This is a genomic window from Microcoleus sp. N3A4 (assembly GCF_036701805.1).
Lineage (GTDB): Bacteria > Cyanobacteriota > Cyanobacteriia > Cyanobacteriales > Microcoleaceae > Microcoleus.
This window is the reverse complement of the sequence record NZ_JAUBRJ010000023.1, coordinates 1-18,688: the sequence shown is the minus strand read 5'-3', so window position 1 is coordinate 18,688 and position 18,688 is coordinate 1. Positions and strand designations below refer to the sequence as shown.

At 48.7% G+C, this 18,688-nt stretch carries 7 protein-coding genes; 1 reads left to right on the top strand and 6 read right to left on the bottom strand.

The genetic code is table 11. The annotated features are described in order from the left end of the window. Positions 1 to 7: 7 nt before the first annotated feature. Together QUA56_RS15380 and QUA56_RS15375 are read right to left on the bottom strand one after the other, a co-directional pair. Positions 8 to 3,952, bottom strand: a complete 3,945-nt coding sequence (locus QUA56_RS15380; RefSeq protein WP_445242914.1) for a PAS domain S-box protein — start codon at positions 3,950 to 3,952, stop codon at positions 8 to 10. A gap of 901 nt (positions 3,953 to 4,853) precedes the next feature. Beyond that, positions 4,854 to 7,601 carry a family 10 glycosylhydrolase gene (locus tag QUA56_RS15375; protein ID WP_445242913.1) on the bottom strand — a complete coding sequence of 916 codons (2,748 nt, stop codon included), beginning with the start codon at positions 7,599 to 7,601 and terminating at the stop codon, positions 4,854 to 4,856. A 224-nt stretch (positions 7,602 to 7,825) separates the two neighbouring features. Between QUA56_RS15375 and QUA56_RS15370 the strand changes: the two genes are divergently transcribed. Then, positions 7,826 to 7,969, top strand: a complete 144-nt coding sequence (locus QUA56_RS15370) for a hypothetical protein (protein ID WP_333358994.1) — start codon at positions 7,826 to 7,828, stop codon at positions 7,967 to 7,969. Here the strand turns inward: QUA56_RS15370 and QUA56_RS15365 are convergent. The 4 genes from QUA56_RS15365 to QUA56_RS15350 all read right to left on the bottom strand — a co-directional run bounded on the left by QUA56_RS15365 (position 7,950) and on the right by QUA56_RS15350 (position 17,580). Further along, positions 7,950 to 10,688, bottom strand: coding sequence for a DEAD/DEAH box helicase (locus tag QUA56_RS15365; RefSeq protein ID WP_333358992.1), 2,739 nt, complete (start codon positions 10,686 to 10,688; stop codon positions 7,950 to 7,952). The two genes, QUA56_RS15370 and QUA56_RS15365, sit on opposite strands and share 20 nt — an antisense overlap. A 102-nt stretch (positions 10,689 to 10,790) precedes the next feature. After that, positions 10,791 to 11,630 (bottom strand): transposase, encoded by an 840-nt coding sequence (locus QUA56_RS15360; protein WP_333358990.1) that lies wholly within the window; start codon positions 11,628 to 11,630, stop codon positions 10,791 to 10,793. After that, entirely contained in the window at positions 11,587 to 12,006 is a 420-nt protein-coding gene (locus QUA56_RS15355; RefSeq protein ID WP_333358987.1) for a helix-turn-helix domain-containing protein, read from the bottom strand. Before QUA56_RS15355 ends, QUA56_RS15360 begins: the two co-directional genes overlap by 44 nt. 843 nt (positions 12,007 to 12,849) lie before the next feature. Further along, positions 12,850 to 17,580 carry a glutamate synthase-related protein gene (locus QUA56_RS15350; RefSeq protein ID WP_333358985.1) on the bottom strand — a complete coding sequence of 1,577 codons (4,731 nt, stop codon included), beginning with the start codon at positions 17,578 to 17,580 and terminating at the stop codon, positions 12,850 to 12,852. Between the last annotated feature and the right edge of the window lie 1,108 nt (positions 17,581 to 18,688).

Sequence of the window (18,688 nt, the reverse complement as noted above, 5' to 3'; positions counted from 1 at the left end):
CGGATATTTACTGGTTCTCGCTAATCTCGATTATGTTCAATATTCTGTCATATTCAAAATTATTAATGCAATCTTGAAGCGTGCCCGCAAGAGAGGAGTTGACAGTGCGGATTTGTGCGATCGAACTGGCGATCGCCTCCATGTCCACACTCAAAATATTTTGCTTGAATTCGGCTATCCATTCTGGAGAAAGAGAGGCGATCGCCTCCGGTGTCAGCACCTCCTGACTTGACTCTGCTACACCTGCCGCACTTACTGCTGTTGGATCTTCATAAATATAGCGTACTCCCAAATGTTTTCCCATTGCCCCAAAGATATCTTCCTCTCGGAACGGTTTCCGCATAAAATCATCGCAACCCGCCGAAAGAATCACCGCCCGTTCTTCCTCCAAAACGCTAGCAGTCAGGGCCACAATCGCGGTTGCTTGCCCGCCAGTTGTAGTTTTAATCTGTTTCGTTGCCTCGTAGCCGTCCATCACGGGCATTCTCATGTCCATCCAAATCAGATGCGGTTCCCACTCCATAAAAATATCCACCGCTTCTTTACCGTTATTAGCTTCTCTCAACTCAAATCCAAGCGGACTGAGAAGTTTTACCAACAGTTGGCGGTTCAAAGGTTTGTCGTCCACAATTAGCAAGCGATAACTCGGCTGGTTCGGTTCGAGAGCAACAACTCGACGTTGAGTTTTTTTGCTTTCAATATCACCAGCTTCAACCAGATGAACTTGGATGTCAAACTGAAAGATTGTACCCTTTCCGATTTCGCTGGTAACAGTAATTTCACCTCCCATTAATTGCACGAACTGACGGCTAATCGCTAAACCTAAACCCGTTCCTTCCTGAGACTCTTTACCAGTTTTTGTCTGCACGAAGGCTTCAAACAACTGAGGGATTTCCTCCGCAGCAATGCCTGCACCCGTATCTTGAACTTCAAAATGCAGCGAGTAGCGGCCGGGCAATTTGTCAGCGCTGTTTTTGTGTAGCTTCCGGCTTCTTCCTTTAACTTGCACCGACACTCCGCCTTGTGAAGTGAATTTAATTGCATTGTTGAGCAAATTAATTAAGACTTGGCGCAATTTTACTTCATCGGTACAAATGTAATGGGGAACTTCCGCGTCCCGATTGAAGATTAATTGCAAGCCTTTTTCCTCAGATTTGAGAGCAAACATATCTTCTAAATCGTCGATCAGCCGGTATAAATCAAAGTTTTTTTCATATACGGTAGTGCGTCCGGATTCGATTTTTGACAAATCTAAAACTTGGTTGATTAAAGCCAGTAAATGTTCGCCACTCCGCAGGATAATTCCGACATCTTCTTGATTTTCAGGAGACAGAGTTTTACTGCGGATCATGACTTGAGCAAAGCCGATGACCGCATTCAGGGGCGATCGCAATTCGTGGCTCATATTGGCGAGAAAGGTACTCTTAGCTTTGTTTGCTGCTTCGGCCGCTTCTTTCGCCTGCTGCATTTTGATTTCCGCTTGTTTGTTATCAGTAATGTCTTTAATAAAACCTTCGTAGTAAAGTAGATTTCCGGCTTCATCGCAGACAGCGCGACAATTTTCGGAAATCCAGATTATGCTGCCATCTTTGCGGTAAATTTCCGATTCAAAGTTTGATAGTATCCCGTACTCGTCGATCAGGGCTGTAAATTCGTCGCGGCGGTTTGGTTTCACGTAAAGCTGGTTCTTAAAATTCGGCTGTGCTGCTATTAATTCTGCTGGCGATTCGTAACCGTATATCTTAGCTAAACCGGGGTTAGCGCTGATGTATTTCCCGTCACCAGCAGTTTGAAAAATTCCATTCAAAGCATTTTCATAAATGTTGCGATACTTTTCTTCTGCTTCCCGGAGGGCAGTTTCTGCTTTTTGGCGATCGGTAATATCGCTAGAAATCGACAAAAAACAAGCTTCTCCGTCAATATCGATTGTTTCGATCGACAGCAGCGCCGTCCTTTCTGTACCCTTTCTATTGCGAAACCTGAGTTCGTAATTGTGAATTGCCGTCTTGTCTTTTAACATTTGAATCATGCGATCGCGCTCTCCCAAACTCGCCCAAAAATTGAGCTGCACCGCTGTTTTACCGATAATTTCTTCCTGGCTGTAACCCATCATCCGGCAAAAACTATCATTAACTTCTAGGTGGCAGCCGTCACAGATTCTCGTGATCGTAATCGCATTCGGACTCGAACGAAAAGCTTTAGAAAATTTTTCTTTTGCCTTGGCAAGATCGGCGGTGCGTTCTGCAACTTGCACTGCTAAATTGTGGTTGTATTCCCTTAATACTTTCTCCGCTAGTTTGCGTTTGGTAATATCTTGAAAAGCGCACATTCCGTAGATAACATTTCCTTGGGCGTCGTAAATAGGAGTTCCCCAAACTTGCAGGGGAACCGTTTTGTCAGTGGAGGATATTTCAATGTCATCAACAGTTACACTTTTACCCTGCAAAGCATTTAAAATTGGGTCGCGTTCCGCCGGGTAAATTTTCTGAGTACCAGCTAAATAAACTCGGTAGATTTGACGTAAATTTTCGGCATTTGCGGTCACAATTCCTTGAGATAAAAGTTGCTCTCCGCTAGGATTAATGTAGAGAGGTTGACCGTTTGGCTCTGCAATAAAAATGCCTAGCGGTACTGCATTGAGAAATTGTTTGACTCGGCTTTCGCTTTCCGATAAGGAAGTAAATGAATGCTGCAATTGCTCTGCCATGCTGTTAAAAGCAGCAGCAAGTTCTCCGAGTTCATCTTCGCGGCTCAGAGTGAGCTTTGTATCCCATTCATTCTTCGCCAAAGCTTTCGCCGCCGCATTCAATCTTAAAATCGGCTGAACTACCCATTTAGCAGTAAAAATTCCCAGAATTGCCGCCCCAATCAAAGCTGCAACCGACAACAAAAAAGTCGTGCGCGTATTGGCGTTAATTTGCTCCATAAAGTCGGATTCTGGCACAACTACTACAATCAGCCAATCCAACCCTCGATCGTCTTTAAAAGGAGCTACCTGAATAAAATTCCGCTTGCCGTCTACATCAAAAGTAAGCTGTTGAGAATTAGAGATTTTAGCTAAGCTGTCGTAGGATTTCTCTAAATGCTGTGCGGTTTGTCGAATTACCGGATTGTCGCTTTCTGAAGCTCTGATGCGTTTTGTTTCTTTACCTTCCACCACGAATTCTTGACTCGCCGTTGAAGTGGCAATTAACATCCCCGATCGCTCCATCACAAAAGTTTGTCCCGATTTGCCAATTTTGAGGCTGACGAGAAATTCTTTGATTCGGGAAAACAGCAAATCGCTGCCAGCTACTCCTAACAGTTTGCCCGCGTCGTCGTAGATAGGCAAAGCAGCAGTAATTGCCAGTTCCCTAGTCAAAAAATCAGTATAAATTTGACTCCAAATAGGTTTTTTGGCAGCTACTGCTGCTATGTACCAAGGGCGAACTCGCGGGTCGTAAATATCGGGTGAAATTTCCACTAATTGAACGCGGTTTCCCTGAGAGTCAGCAGTATATCGAGCTAATTTATTGCCAGTAGAGCTGTCAGCAGCAGATATCAAAGTCCGGTCTTTAGTGCGGATTGCTCCCGAGTGGTCTCCATTTTCTGTAGCTGTGTAAATGATGCTGATCGAATCAAAATATTGAATTTGTTCGAGGAAATGAAGTTCTAGTTTTTGTTTTTCTTCTAGGTTCAACTGCCCCAATTTTATACCTTGAACGTTCAGGTGATTGACAATGTGGGGAATTGACATATAATTTTCAATGCGGTCTTTGATGCGATCGCTAATTTCTCCCCGCAACTGAGCGGCAACATCGTTGACCGCCCGCTGACCGTTTTGGAACGACAGCCAACCTACAACTCCTACGATGCCGACAATTTGCACTAAAAAAGGAACCACGAACACCGTTTGTAATGGAGCTTTGCCGATAATTTTGGTAGCAAAGCGATTGAGCGGTTTAGGAAACATATTCATCTTAAGAGGAATTGGGAATTGGGAATGGGGAATTGGGCATTGGTAATTGTTTTGAGTTTTGATTAGAAATCATCTTCCCTTTGCCCTTCCTTTTCTCCTTCTGCTGTACTTTACTGACAACAGTACCGCCGATCAATTTAGGAATGAGAATTAAATAACTTGCATTTTTTGTAGGTTGGGTTGAGGAACGAAACCCAACCCCACGCTTGATTGTTGGGCGGAGTGAAACGGAGGGTTCGTGCCTCAACCCAACCTACGGAAGTTATTTAATCCACGCTCCTTATATCAAAATAGCGTATTTCTACTCAGAGTTTTTTTCGTAACTACTGATACAGATCGTTGGGCGCGATCGACCTAACTCGAAATCATCTGATATATTGCATCATTCTCAATAAGTCTTGGACGGGCGGGCTAGAAGAGCAACGGCCCACAATCAAACTCACTCTTGGCTTCACAGGCCCGAAAAGCCTGTTAAGGAATGAGAATTAAATAACTTACACTCTTGAAAGTGGGGAGTAGGGGTTGGGCTATAAGAGCCCGCCCTTTTTGGACGGGCTATAAGAGCCCATCCCACCATAACAATTAAAATTGTAAGTTATTTAATTCGCGATCCTAAGTATTGGACGGGCGGGCTAGAAGAGCAACGGCCCACAATCAAACTCACTCTTGGCTTCACAGGCCCGAAAAGCCTGTTAAACGAGGATCGTGCAACATTTCAGTTTGAACTCACATCTTGCACCATTCTCAAGAACAGGCTTTCCGGCCTGTTCCACAACAAGTACATTTTCTTGTGGGGTGGGCATCCTGCCCGCCCAGAGAAGGGTTATTGAGAATGGTGCAACATCTCAGTTTGAACAAACAGTAGCTAACGAGCACTCCGCCCAAAAACCTGCAATTACCTGCGATTCAACTCCATCCTTTCGCCGTAACGCAACAGCATATCCAAACTCTCCAAGCGATTTTGCCAAGTTTGAACTTGATAGCTATTTTCTGCCGAATGCAAGCGCATCGAAGATTGAAATTGAGATTGAAAACCCCCCAACAATCTTTTAGCAGTTGCTAAACTTTCCGTAGAAGGATTTGCCGCCAATTTGCTCAAAGCTTGCGCCAATTCATCCGATCGACTTTGCAAAACTTTCAGTTCAGATTCCGACACCCGCAACTGATTGTTAGCCAACAAAAAACTCCATTCCTGTTTGAGAGCAGTATAGCGCGAAGCTGCGGCCGCAAACGGCTGCCGGTAAGGAATCGGCTCCGCAGCAGAAGCGGAACGCACCGGCCGGCCTTGAGTGCGGTTGAAAAACCCCTGCATCCCGCTGCTGATACTTTCCACCGCAAAAATAGCATAGCCCCCAGTCGGCAAATCGCGCAAAGCTTGAATTTGGTCGATCGCCACAACTTCCGGGAGAGTCAACAACTTAACCGACGGAGAAATCAAAGCCGAACCCAGAATTTGTTCCTTTACCAGCGGTTCGGTGATGCGCTGAAGTCGGTTCGTATCCAAAGCATAAGTCATCGGCACAATCAAATCTACAATTCCCTGACGAGCCCAAACTTCCCAATTTTGCTGAATTTTGTAAATCCGCTGACTTTCCGGGTGCGGAAACACCGCCACCGACAGAATTGTGCGCGGATAATTTTGCCGCAAAAGCTGAGAAACTTCAGCTACAAAAGTATTAATTTGATTAGTTTTAAACTCAACCCACTGCCGCCACAAACTGCCGGAACCAGGCGAAATATTCACCGGATCTGCACCAGTCAACTGCTTAAATTGCTGCCTCGCCGCAATACCGTAACCGTAAGTAAAACCCGCATTGTCATCTTGAAAAGGATAGCGAATATAGTCTAATTGCACCCCATCTACTTTGTAGTTGTTGGCAATTTCGCTGACAATTCGCAGCAAATAACTGCGCGCTTCCGGGTTCGCCGGATCGAGATAAAATTTACCATCGTTAGGATGTTGCGTGCGTCCTTTATTGTCAATATTTGCCCAATCTGGATGAGCGGCAAGCACCGGCCCTGGATAAGCACTAGGCTTGCCAATTAAAGTATTGTGGCGCTTATTTCCTGTGGCAAAAATCCACACCCAAGCGTGCAGTTCCATGCCTCGCTCGTGAGCCAATTTAACCGCAGATTCCAGCGGGTCCCAGCCAACTGTGAGGGGGTTTTGTTGCGGTGCAACTTGACTGGGATAAATTGTATATCCGGCATTCAAAGTTTCAAAGAAAACGGTATTGATACCGGCGGTGGCTAGCCGATCGAACACTGCCGCTAAACCCTGTTCCGATCGCGCTGCGACGATCGTCCCGCGATCGAGCCAAACCGCCCGAATTTCCGCCCCAACGCGCTGCCCTTCCTGGGGATAATTTTGCCACAGCAACTGCCGCGCCTGCACCCACTGCTGTCTGGCCTCCGCGTAGTTTTGCTCTTGCAGGAGTTGGTCGAAAGTTTGCAAAACCTGCCGCGCTTGGGCGATCGCCCGCGCCCTGATTCCTTGCAGAACAGGCGGGCGGCTGGCCGTCGGGCCGCCGGCACTGTTGCTTGCCGCCACCAGTTGAGGGGGGGTAGCAGCATTGAGATTAACAGGCGTATTAGCTGAATTAGCTGCTGTCATGGCGCTTTCAAACCTACCGAGGAGGTTTGTCAGTTCTTGGCGCATCAAGTACGCTTCAATGCTGACGATCGGCTTATTGGAATTTGCCTGCACGTCCAAACCCGCCGGCGCCGACTGATCCGAAGGGTCTGTAAAAGTTGCAGGTACCGGATCGGGAAGCGAGGGAGAGGGAGAGGGAGAAAGTCGGCTCAGGGGGGTACTGCGCGGCGAACTAGGCACGTTTCTAGTGACTCTGGAGGGGGGATTTGGCAATGGGGGGGCGGTCGCTGTTGGTGGCGCAGCAGGTGGCGCAGCGATTGTGCCTCCCCAGCGGGCGATCGAGGCTTGCAGCCAAGCCTTGTCTACATTTGCCGAACCGTCGCTACCCCAGCGCCAGCCGAGATAGGTAGCGCGATCGGTGGCGATGGCTGCGGAGGAACCGGAACTATCTTTCCAAGTAGCGACAGTTTGACTGTTCGCGTCGGCGGGAATCAAGACACCGCCTTGGACTGAGGCATTTTGTTGTGCTGCAGGCACCCAATTGCTAGAAGTAGTGCAAGCCAGATCCCGACAGCGCGTGCGGGGTAGTGGCGCCGCCGGCTGGGTTAACGGAAAAGCCCAATAGGCCCCGAGGAGCGATCGCAAAGATTGGCGCACCAAGGCCGGGGAACTGCGGCCGACTGGGCCCGAAGCAATCAAGCGGCCGCCCTGGGATGCCCAAGCTTGTAAAACTTTAAGTTGCGCCGGAGTCAAAGTTTCTATGTTGGGCAAAAACAGCACGTTAACGCCTGCTAAATCCGCCAAATTTTTGATTTCTTCGAGATTGATTGGTTTGTAAGCAATGCCACTTTCCCAGAGGCGCGTGGTAATCTTCACCCAGTCGGGAGAATTCTCGGAACTGCGAACAACGCCCAAAACTACTTCTGCGAAACTCGGAGAGGGAAATAGGATAAAGAGATTGAGTAATGTACTCGCTAGAGTTCCAATTAAGACTCTTTGCAAGAAAGTGAAAAAGCGAATTTTTTGACCCTGAGAGCAGACATCAGGCATTTGATGAGACTTTTTGATTTGTTGCATAAATATGAGAATTAGCCACCACACCGCTATAGAAAAATTTAATAACAATTAAGAGCGATCGAGCGATTTTAGATTTGGGATTTTGGATTTAAATCTTGGTCTATTCCTCATGACAGTGGACAGGTGACTGTTTGGACATTTGAACAATACCGATGCAACCGGAAACGATTTTAGATTAAAACCTGGGTGCATTTGGGTTGAAAAACCCCAAATACAATTTAGATGCCGCACAGCTTACAGCCAACAGTCAACAGTCAACAGTCAACAGCCAACTGTCAACAGCCAACAGCCAACAGCCAACTGTCAACTGTCAACACTTTTCTAACTTGCAGCTTCATTAACCGGGAATCTATCGATTAACTGCATCGCCCGACAAGCATTCCTCCGCAAAGCATCCGAAACGTGAGGAACATGAGGAATCTGAGACAAGAAATCCAAAGTCCGGCGCAAAATCCGCACCACATCCCCTTCATCCAAACTCGTATGGCTAATCAGTTCCAGCCATTCAACGCCAAGAGCCCACTGTTCGACCAAAGTCACTAAATCCCGTTCCAGCCAAATCGGGATCGCAGCTTCGTGGCGGTACTGCACTTGAAACAATCGGCGGCGCAGGCCTTTTTGCAGATTGTCCAAAGGTGCCAAAACTTCCGGCGACAGCGAGTAGTGAGTCCAACTGTCCGGCCTAGAAACTTCTGTAACTAAGGCGGCGCAAGCAGCAGCGAGGTGGTGGGGGTCGAGTTCGTCAAACTCCGCAGACATCAGGGACAAACCCAGCCACAGTTCGTTATCGCCGCGAATGGCGGCGCAAGCTTGGCCCAAGATTGTGGGCACCAACCTGTCGGAGGAGTCATCTCGGTTTCCAGTTGCCGAAACTACTCTTTCCAAGCAGCCGAAATTGAGCAAGATGTCAATTAAATTGAGAAATTGCTCCCAGTAGCGAGCTCGCTGCTTTTCTAACTCTTGTTCGCTTTTACGGATTTCTTTTTTCAATTCTTCCCGGCGGCGCTGGCGTTTGAGCAAGGTAGCGGGATTGCCCCATTCTAGAACCGGGTGAATTTCTAGTTTAGCTTCTAGGGCTGCAATTTTTTGCTGTTGCTCGATCGCCTCTGGGCTCGGTTCCGGTGCGGGCAATTGTGGGATTAACTGAGCAATTGAAGCAGTTTCTTCAGTTCCCATGCGGCACTGGCCTAGTCTCAGGGGCATTTCTGAGGGCGGGTTCAAGGTATCTGCGACGCTCGATCGGGGTAATTCGGCGTGCAGGGTAGCCACATCGCTAATGGCGACGACATACCAGCGGTTGTCTTTGCCCAAGCACACCAAATTTGGTGCTTGGCCCGAACCTGCGGTTTTGGCAACCAATACGGCGGGTACAGGAGTTGTGTGCGATCGTTTAGCTGTCGGAACGTGCTTGCCTTTGAGGCTCAGAACCGTGCCGAGCACTGCAAAAGCCACAGCTACGGACATCTCCTTAAATCTGGCTTCTTCAGCTTGCTGCAAGAGAATTTTGAGCAAACGTTTGTCTTCTTTGAGTCTTGCCTGCAATTTTTCGTAATGGGCGAGGTGTTTTTCCAGGGTGGAGACATTGCCTCCCGCCGCCAGGGACTCTTCCAGCACCGCCAATTCTGTTTGCAACCGGTCTAATTCCGATTGCTGCGGCTGCAAGTACAAGGTAGACAGGTATTGACCGAAACTCCGTTCTACCAACTCTTGAGCTTCATCGATCGTGTGAGTTTGCAGCAAATTCAGCACCATGCCGTAGCTGGGCGTAAACTGACTGGCGAGGGGGTCGGCTTTGGCTGTTGCCAAATAAGAGGCTTCTTTTGCGCCTTCAAAGCGCGTCTGCACTGCGACCACGTGCCCCAGCTCGTCCATCCCCCGCCGACCCGCCCGACCGGCCATTTGCAGGAATTCTGAAGCGTTTAGCAGTCTGTGTCCCTTGTCCGTGCGCTTAGACAGGGTGGAAATGACTGTGGTGCGGGCGGGCATATTAATCCCGGCTGCTAGGGTTTCGGTGGCAAATACGACTTTAATCAAACCTCTGCCAAAGAGTTCTTCTACTAAGCCTTTCCAAGCGGGCAAAATGCCTGCGTGGTGGGCGGCGATGCCTTTTAAAAGTGCTTCTTTTTGACCGAAACGTTCTGCTTCTGGGTTCCGCTGTAAAAAATCGTCAATAATGCGTTTGAGTTCGGCTGTTTCGGCTTCGTTAACTAGGGAGAAATTGCCGACTTCTGCGACTGCTTGGTCGCACCCGCGGCGGCTGAAGATGAAGTAAATTGCTGGTAGCATATCTCGATCGTCCAACCGGGACAAAACATCGGTCAAACTCGGAGTGGGGATGCTGCCTCTTTCTACTTTTTGCTGCTTCTTTTTGGGGATGAGGCGCAGATTGGCTCTTTTGCCGGTCTCATCTAGCAGCGGGAATATCCCTTTTTGATTGGCGAAGTGGAATTGCAGCGGCACTGGTCGAAAGTCTGAGTAGACGAGCTCTGTGGGCCCGTGGACTTTGTTAATCCAGTCTGTGAGTTGCCCGCTATTGGCCACGGTTGCTGAGAGGGCGAGCAGTTGAATTTCGCTGGAACAGTAGATGATCGATTCTTCCCAGACGGTACCGCGCTGGCGATCGTTCATGTAGTGACACTCGTCGAGCACCACGGTTTCGACTCCGGTGAGGGAAGTACCGACTGCTCCGATCGGCGTACCGTAGAGCATATTCCGAAATATTTCCGTAGTCATCACCAAAATCGGCGCATCTCGATTGACGGAGATGTCGCCCGTCAGCAAACCTACGTTGTCGTCTCCAAATTGATTGCGGAAGTCGCGCAGCTTTTGGTTGGAGAGAGCTTTGAGGGGAGTGGTGTAGAAGACGCGCCGCCCCCGGTCGAGTGCTTGATGGATGGCGTATTCGCCGATTAAAGTTTTCCCCGAGCCTGTGGGAGCGCACACGACAACGGATTTACCTGCATCGAGGGCGGCGATCGCCTCTCTCTGAAAGTTATCTAGCTCGAATGGAAAAATGGTCTTCAGATCCAGCTCTGAGCGGTTCTGGGAATCGTTGGGCACAAGAATTATTATGAGGTTTCAGGGTAATTATGCTGAAATATTGCTGAAAGCAAGTCAGCAGAGGACTGTACTGATTTTAGACCTTCTTGACACTCCCCACGGCTAGAAGCCGGGGGATTCTTGCTTCACAGGGATTCCAATGAATTTACCCTCAGCAAGCATCTTCACCGTATGCCCTACGGCTGCCAGTCCTCTAATTAAAACTACTTGAGCGGAGGCTACATCTCTATCTGTTATATACCCGCAGCTTGAACAACTGTGAGTGCGTTCTGATAGGTCTTTTTTGCCTGTTTCTGTACCGCAATTTGGACAAATTTGACTGGTTTTTCTGGCATCTACTTTTTGAAAGTACACACCACGTTTAAAACAAGTTTGTTCGAGAATGTTGAAGAATTGACCAAAACCAGCATCTAAACAATGCTTGCCCAAGATTCCTCTCGATAACCCGACCAGATTTAAATTCTCGACAAAAACCATCCCTGCATCATTGCAGATTTTGTGTGATAGCTTGCGATGCCAGTCTTTTCGGCAGTTGGCTACGTACTCGTGCAGCAGTGCCACTTTTTTCTGAGCTTTCTGCCAATTATTTGAGCCTATGCGTTTTCTACTGACACTCTGTTGCAGTAATTTAACCTTGCGTTCTGCATCAATAAAAAACTTTGGACGTTTAATTAGAAGCCCATCCGAAGTTGCAATAAAATTAGTCAAGCCAACATCAAGCCCCACTGGGTTTCCATGTGGAATGATATCGGGGATTGAAACGTCCCATTGCAAAGCTAGCATTGCATACCAGCCAGAAACACGCTTAACTACGCGCACTTGTTTTAGTATGGCATCACTTGGTATTTCGCGACTTGGGCGAAACTGCACCCAGCCAATCTTAGGTAGTTTAACAGCACTATTTTTGATAGGTTCTACTCCCATCTGAGGAAATACAATCATAGCGCATCTTCCCAACTTTTTTGAAGCGAGGAAATCCGTGTTTTTGTTCCCACATATTTACAAATGCGCGTTCAAGCCGTTTAAGAGTTTGTTGCAGAACGTGCACTTGAACTGCTTTGAGTGCTGGTATAGTTGCTCTAGCTTGAGTTAAACCCTTACACTGACTGGCGTAGGTCGGTCTGGTTCGATCGGCGGGAATTAGATATTCAGCGCGAATTGAGCAAGTGTTAATTTGACAGCTACGAGATTTAAACCAATCTTTACGCTCTGCCAGTGCCCAGTTGTATACACGACGGCATTGTTCTAGCCAATCTTCAAAGATTGTTACTTGTGCTACTGTGGGCTTAAGTTTGAATTCGTAGGTCAGATTGAACACTTACTTTACCTCCTCGACCTATTCTACTCTTTTCTTGAGTTATCGACTGAACGTTTTTTCAAGAAATACAAGAGAACACGAGCTAAATATTCAAGGCGGTTGAAACCGCTACCGACTTATCCCCACGTAAGACAGCCGGGGGCTTGTGTCTCGCTTTTCGGTCAAATATCAGCCGGAACTCAATTAATTGTAGCCTTGGATAGAACTCAATGAAAAAAATATAATGTCCAATACGCTTGGGTTAATGTTTTTTTGTCCGAAGAGAGCTTTGGGCGAAGCATAAGCCCTTCGCGCAGGCGCCTTCTCCGTATCTATTTTTCACAGGGTTTTGTCTCCATGAGTGTCCGATCCCAAGCGTATTGATATAATGTCTTAACGATCGGCGCCATTTACCAAAAAAGAGCTTTCCCCATATTTTGGACATTGTTAGATAAAAAAGGGGCTTCTAACTTAGCCTCCAGGTGCGTCGCCATCTACAATTCTAAAAAAGAGCGACTTTTCGAGCAGCGACGCACCTTACAAACAGGGTTCAGGAAACAAACTTAACACTCATGATTGTTGCTTTCTGGAGGCGAGAATTGGTATTAATCGCTGTTAACGAATGTCAGAAGTGGGTAGAGTCTATGCTGAGTTTTGTTCGCAATAAAAAGTTATTTTATCAGAGGGGAATGAGGGCGATAAAGCTTAGAGGGCAACAGCTTTAACCTCATTGTCGCCCCCTGAAGGTTAAGAACGATCGCCCTCAACCAGGCGATCGCATCCTTAAGTTGACACGACGAAAGGCACGGTGCGGTGTCCCTGCTTCATAAACCTGGGATACGCTGTATTTAACCAGCCACAAAATTAAGCTTCCACAGCTATCTTTTGTTCCGAAGCCTCCGGCGAATTCGCTTCACTTGGCGGCACAACTTGCCAGAACTTCGGCAAATATTCCGACCAATTTGCCAAAATCTTCTCGGCTTTTTTGCTGTTAGTTCGATCGCGCTGCATCTCAATCAACTCCTTCAATTGCAACTCACCAGCGGCCGTACAAACCCGCTGCATCTTCACAATCTCCCCGTTGACGTGAGCCGGGAAAGTCCCGTCTTCATCGAGGAAATAAGCCAAACCGCCAGTCATTCCAGCGCCGACATTCCGGCCGACTTTGCCTAACACGACGATCGCGCCGCCAGTCATGTACTCGCAGCAGTGATCGCCCGCACCTTCAATGACTGCTTTCGCCATCGAATTTCGCACCGCAAACCGTTCGCCAGCTTTACCCGCAGCCAACAGAATTCCGCCCGTCGCACCGTACAAACAAGTGTTGCCGACGATCGCATTTTCGGAAGCATCGTAAGTCGCACCAGCCGGCGGTGCGATCGCGATTTCGCCGCCGTGCATTCCTTTACCAACATAGTCGTTGGCTTGGCCTGACAGTACCAGCGTCATCCCCGGCAAATTGAACGCGCCGAAGCTTTGGCCCGCGCTACCAGTGCAGTTGAGGGTGATTTGACCGCTAAAGCCGGTGTTGCCGTGTTGCTGTGCGATCGCACCTGCCAAACGCGCGCCTACAGTGCGATCGGTATTCACCAATTTTACACTCTTGCTAACAGTGCCGTGATTCGCGATCGCACTTTGAATCTCAGCATCCGCGAGCAAATCATCGTCTAACACTGGCCCGTTGGTGTGTACGCCGCCGTGCACCGAGAAAGATCGATCGCTCTTAGTATCCGGTAACTTGGTCAAACAATCCAAATTAATCGCTTGGGTTTTAGTCAGGTGCACTCCTTCGCGCATTTTCAGCAAATCCGCGCGGCCGATGATATCTGCGATCGACTTATAACCCAATTTCGCCAGCAAACTCCGCACTTCTTGTGCTACGAAATAGAAGAAATTAACAACGTGTTCCGGCGTACCGGGGAACCGTTTCCGCAAGTGTTCTTGTTGAGTTGTCACCCCCACCGGACAACTATTCATGTGGCAAACCCGAGCCATAATGCAGCCTTCTGCAATCATTGCCACCGTGCCGAAACCGTACTCTTCGCCGCCCATCAAAGCGCCTACAATCACGTCCCAGCCGCTTTTGAAGCCACCGTCAACGCGGAGTAAAACTCGATCGCGCAATTTATTTTCCATCAGCACCCGGTGAACTTCGGTCAATCCGAGTTCCCACGGAGAACCTGCGTGCTTAATCGAACTAAGTGGCGAAGCACCGGTGCCGCCGTCGTGACCGGAAATTTGAATCACATCAGCATTTGCCTTGGCGACACCGGCGGCTACAGTCCCGATGCCGACTTCCGACACCAACTTCACCGAAACTCCTGCTTTCGGATTGATTTGGTGCAAGTCAAAAATCAACTGCGCCAAATCCTCGATCGAATAAATGTCGTGGTGAGGAGGAGGAGAAATCAGCGTGACACCCGGTTTCGATCGGCGCAAATAAGCAATATACTCGCTCACTTTCGGCCCCGGCAATTGACCGCCTTCACCCGGTTTCGCACCTTGTGCGATTTTAATTTCTATTTGTTGGGCGTTCATCAGGTACTCAGGAGTCACCCCGAAACGTCCGGAAGCTACTTGTTTGATGGATGAAGAAGCTGTATCGCCGTTCTGCAAACCTTTTAAGTGAGGTAGCGTTTGTGAGAAACCGGCCGCGCTCACATCGTTTAGCACTTTGTAGCGCACCGGGTCTTCGCCACCTTCGCCGGAGTTGGATTTGCCGCCGATGCGGTTCATCGCGATCGCGAGAGTTTCGTGGGCTTCCGGCGACAAAGCGCCGAGGGACATTCCGCCGGTGGCGAACCGCTTGACAATATCTGCTACAGATTCTACTTCTTCGACAGGAATGGAAGGGCGATCGCTCTGGAAATCCAGCAAATCCCGCAAAGCCGTTACCGGGCGGTTTTCAAGCTGTTTCTTGTAAACCTCGTAATGGTCGTAAGCCGTTTCAGAATTTTTGGAACCAATTGGTTCCATTTTTGCTTGGGCCCCGTTGCCATTACTGTTAGTTTGAGCCTTAAAAGTAGTCACAGCCTTGTGCAAAGCCTTCGCCATTTCCGGGCTGTTCATGTGATATTCACCGCCCCGGCGGTACTGCACGAAGCCGTAATTTTCCAGCTTTTTCAGAATCAATTCTGGGAAAGCCTGACTGTGGAAAGACATTACCTCGTTAGCCAGTTCCGCCACACTCAAACCGCCGATCCGAGAAACCGTGCCTTTGAAACCCAAATCGAGCAGATCGCCGCCAATGCCGATCGCCTCAAAGATTTGCCCTCCTTGATAGCTAGACAACAGCGAAATCCCCATTTTCGACATAATCTTCAGCAAGCCGTTTTCCACCGCTGTGCGGTATCTAGCTTGAGCCTGCGTCACGGTAATATTGGGAACTTTGCCGTGCTGCATCAAGTTTTGAGTCTTGGCGTCAGACCACCAGGCGCGCACGCTTTCCAATGCCAGGTAAGGGCAAACAGCCACCGCCCCGTAACCGAGCAAACAAGCGAAGTGGTGAGTGCTCCAGCACTGGGCGGTATCCACAACCAGCGAAGTTTGCATCCGCAGGCCGACGCTAATTAAGTGGTGGTGAACCGCGCCAACTGCCAGGAATGGCGGAATGTAAGTACATTCTGCACTCAATCCACCCGAAGATACATTGCCTTCTTTCTTCAAAAGTCGATCGCTCAAAATCAGAATCCTCGAACCCTCGCGCACCGAAGCAGCCGCCTCTTGACAAAGTTGCTCGACTGCGCTTTTCAAACCGCCAGGCCCGGCAGAAATTTTGTAAAGCGTTGACAATTCGGTAGCTGGGAAAGACTTTTGCTCTTTCAAGAAAGACAGTTCAGCGTCGTTGAGTACGGGGGAATCAATTTTCAGCCGCTTGGCATTTTCCGGCACTGCTTGCAGTAAATTGCCCCGCAGACCCACACTCATCGTCAGCGACATCACCATCCCCTCGCGCAGGGGGTCGATCGGCGGATTTGTCACTTGAGCGAACCGCTGTTTGAAATAGTTGTACAGCAACTGAGGCTTTTCTGACAGCACAGCTAAGGGAACGTCGTCGCCCATGCAGAAAGTCGGTTCTTTCCCAGAACTCGCCATCTCGACGATCACCATGTCCAAATCTTCGGCCGTGTAGCCGAAAGCAGTTTGGGTTGCTAACAGGGTTTGCGAGTCGAGGGTTGCGGTTTCGGCAAAAGGCTGCGGCTGCAAGATTTCGCGGTTTTGTTTCAGCCATTCGCCGTAGGGGTGCCGCTTAGCAATTCGCTGTTTGAGTTGCCAATTTTTGAGAATTTCGTTGGTTTGCAGGTCAACTGCAATCATTTGTCCGGGCCCCAAACGCCCTTTTTCGACAATATCTGCTTCGGGAATATCGACAACTCCGGCTTCGGAAGCCACAATTACCAAACCGTCTTTAGTAATGCAGTAGCGGGCCGGCCGCAAACCGTTGCGATCGAGCGTAGCACCTACTTGTTTGCCGTCGCTAAACACCAGCAGTGCCGGGCCGTCCCAAGGTTCTTGAATGCCGCTGTAATATTCGTAAAAATCGACAATTTCTGGATAGGTCGCCAAATCCGGCTGATTTTTGTAGGCTTCGGGCACCATAATTGTCAGGGATTCTAGGGGGGTGCGGCCGGAATGCACCAACAATTCCATCACGTTGTCCAAGTTTGCCGAATCGCTGCTTTCGGATTTGACAATTGGGTTGAACGTGTCGATGTCAGCTTGACTCCAATTCGGGTGAGATAAATTGGCTTGCCGCGCCTTCATCCAGGTAATGTTGCCCAAGAGCGTGTTAATTTCGCCGTTGTGTCCCAGCAAGCGCATGGGCTGGGCTAAGTGCCAGCGGGGCATGGTGTTGGTGCTGAAGCGCCGGTGATAGACGGCAAAGGAGCTTTTATAAGCGGGATTTTTCAGGTCTTGGTAAAATTCTCCCAGTACGGCCGATCGCACCATGCCTTTATAGACGATCGTGCGGCAGGAGAAAGAGCAAGTATAAAATTCTCGGCGGGTGAAGTTGGGGCGATTTGACAGGGCGTGTCCGATCGTGCGGCGGGCCAGAAATAGCTGTCTTTCGAGTTCGTCTCCGGCTAAGTGCGGTGAACTGACTATTACTTGTTCGATTTGAGGTTGATGTTCTAGCGCTTGCTCGCCCAAAACGGACGGTACAATGGGAACTTGGCGCCACCCCAAAAGCTTCAGCCCGCGATCGGTCAGAACTTGCTCAACCACCTGCCGCGCTATAGTCGCTTGAAATTTATCTTGAGACAAAAACAGCATTCCCACGCCGCAGTTTTCCCGTGGGGGAGGCACAATTCCCTGTTCGGCAAACCAAGCATCCAGCAATTCCCAAGGAATCGCGGTCATCAAACCCGCACCGTCACCGGAATCTTGGTCGGCGCTGCAACCGCCGCGGTGTTCCAGACAAGTTAAGGCTGGCAGAGCTTTTTGAATTAAGGAGTGAGTAGCTGCACCGTTTTGGTTGGCAATAAAACCCACACCGCAGGCATCTCTTTCTTCCACTAACCAGCTTTGGCCGGCATAGGGAGTTCCTCGCTGAGTCTGATGCACGTTTCTGTTTGGATCGATCGTGTTACCCATGTTGATTGAATGTTATTTCCGTGATTGTGTGGTTGATGCGTTTTTATAGCTCGGAGATAGAAAACTGCCGAGCGGTGGGAGCCGAGTAAACTTTAAGACAGCACGTTGGAAGCTGATTCGATTAAAAATTTACGTCGATGCGGCCTGTACTTAGCAATTAAACCCTGTTTGCAGATTTTAAATTATCTCGCTCGAATCGCCTTGGATATGTCTCCTAGAATACCCTGCTGTTAAAAAGCAGTGATTCTTTGGGAAATCGCCCCCCTGCAAATAGATACATTGCTGGCGATTCCCTACGGGATAGCTGCGCCGCGCGGGCTTTTTGGGTGTTTTTTTCCTGAGTCCGCAAGGGTAGCCTTGCAGCGAACACGGGTAGATAGTAAATCTAGCTTTATTTTGTTGGCTGCGCTGTTGAGTTGGTTTCGTCAGCGCCCGCAGACACAAAACCCACCTACCCGGTCAGTCGGTAGGTGCAATGTAGCAGCGCGGTTCACAACTCGTGAAACCTGTCTTATTGTGCAGTCAACTCTCGTGCCGCGAACATCAATTGTATCAAGAAACTGATAAATTTTCACCAATTACAGTCAGAGTTTGCGCGCAAGTCTTGTAAGCGATCGTCCAGAACCCAGGCTAAGATGCCTGGCCGAAAAAGGTTGACAGTTGTTTATAACCCTAATTTGTGTTTTTTGACCCACAAACATTTGTAACTCATCAATCAAGGCTATTTTAAGGATTTCTGACACATTGTGGAGTAACTGGTAGAGCCAGCGCAGCCTTTTTGAATCAAGAATCTCAGTTTATTTAGGGCAGAGAGTGTCAAAAATCATCCCATAATTATGCCACGCCTGTTAATTAGCTTTTTAAGTTCCTCTTCCCTGAACTGCTGTCGTTCGATCGGCTAAAGCTAAGTCATTTTCTACTTAGTCTCTACTGCCGTATCAACAGCGATCGCATAAAAAATTCAAGTCTTGTTTTTTAATCGCTCTTTCATCATTCGCTCTCCCAAATATGTTAAGAAAAATGTAATTCACTGAATACCACATCAGAGCGAGCGAAAATAGTAGATATCAACTCTAAGAAACTTCTGGCTTGACAGAGGCAGTAGGAA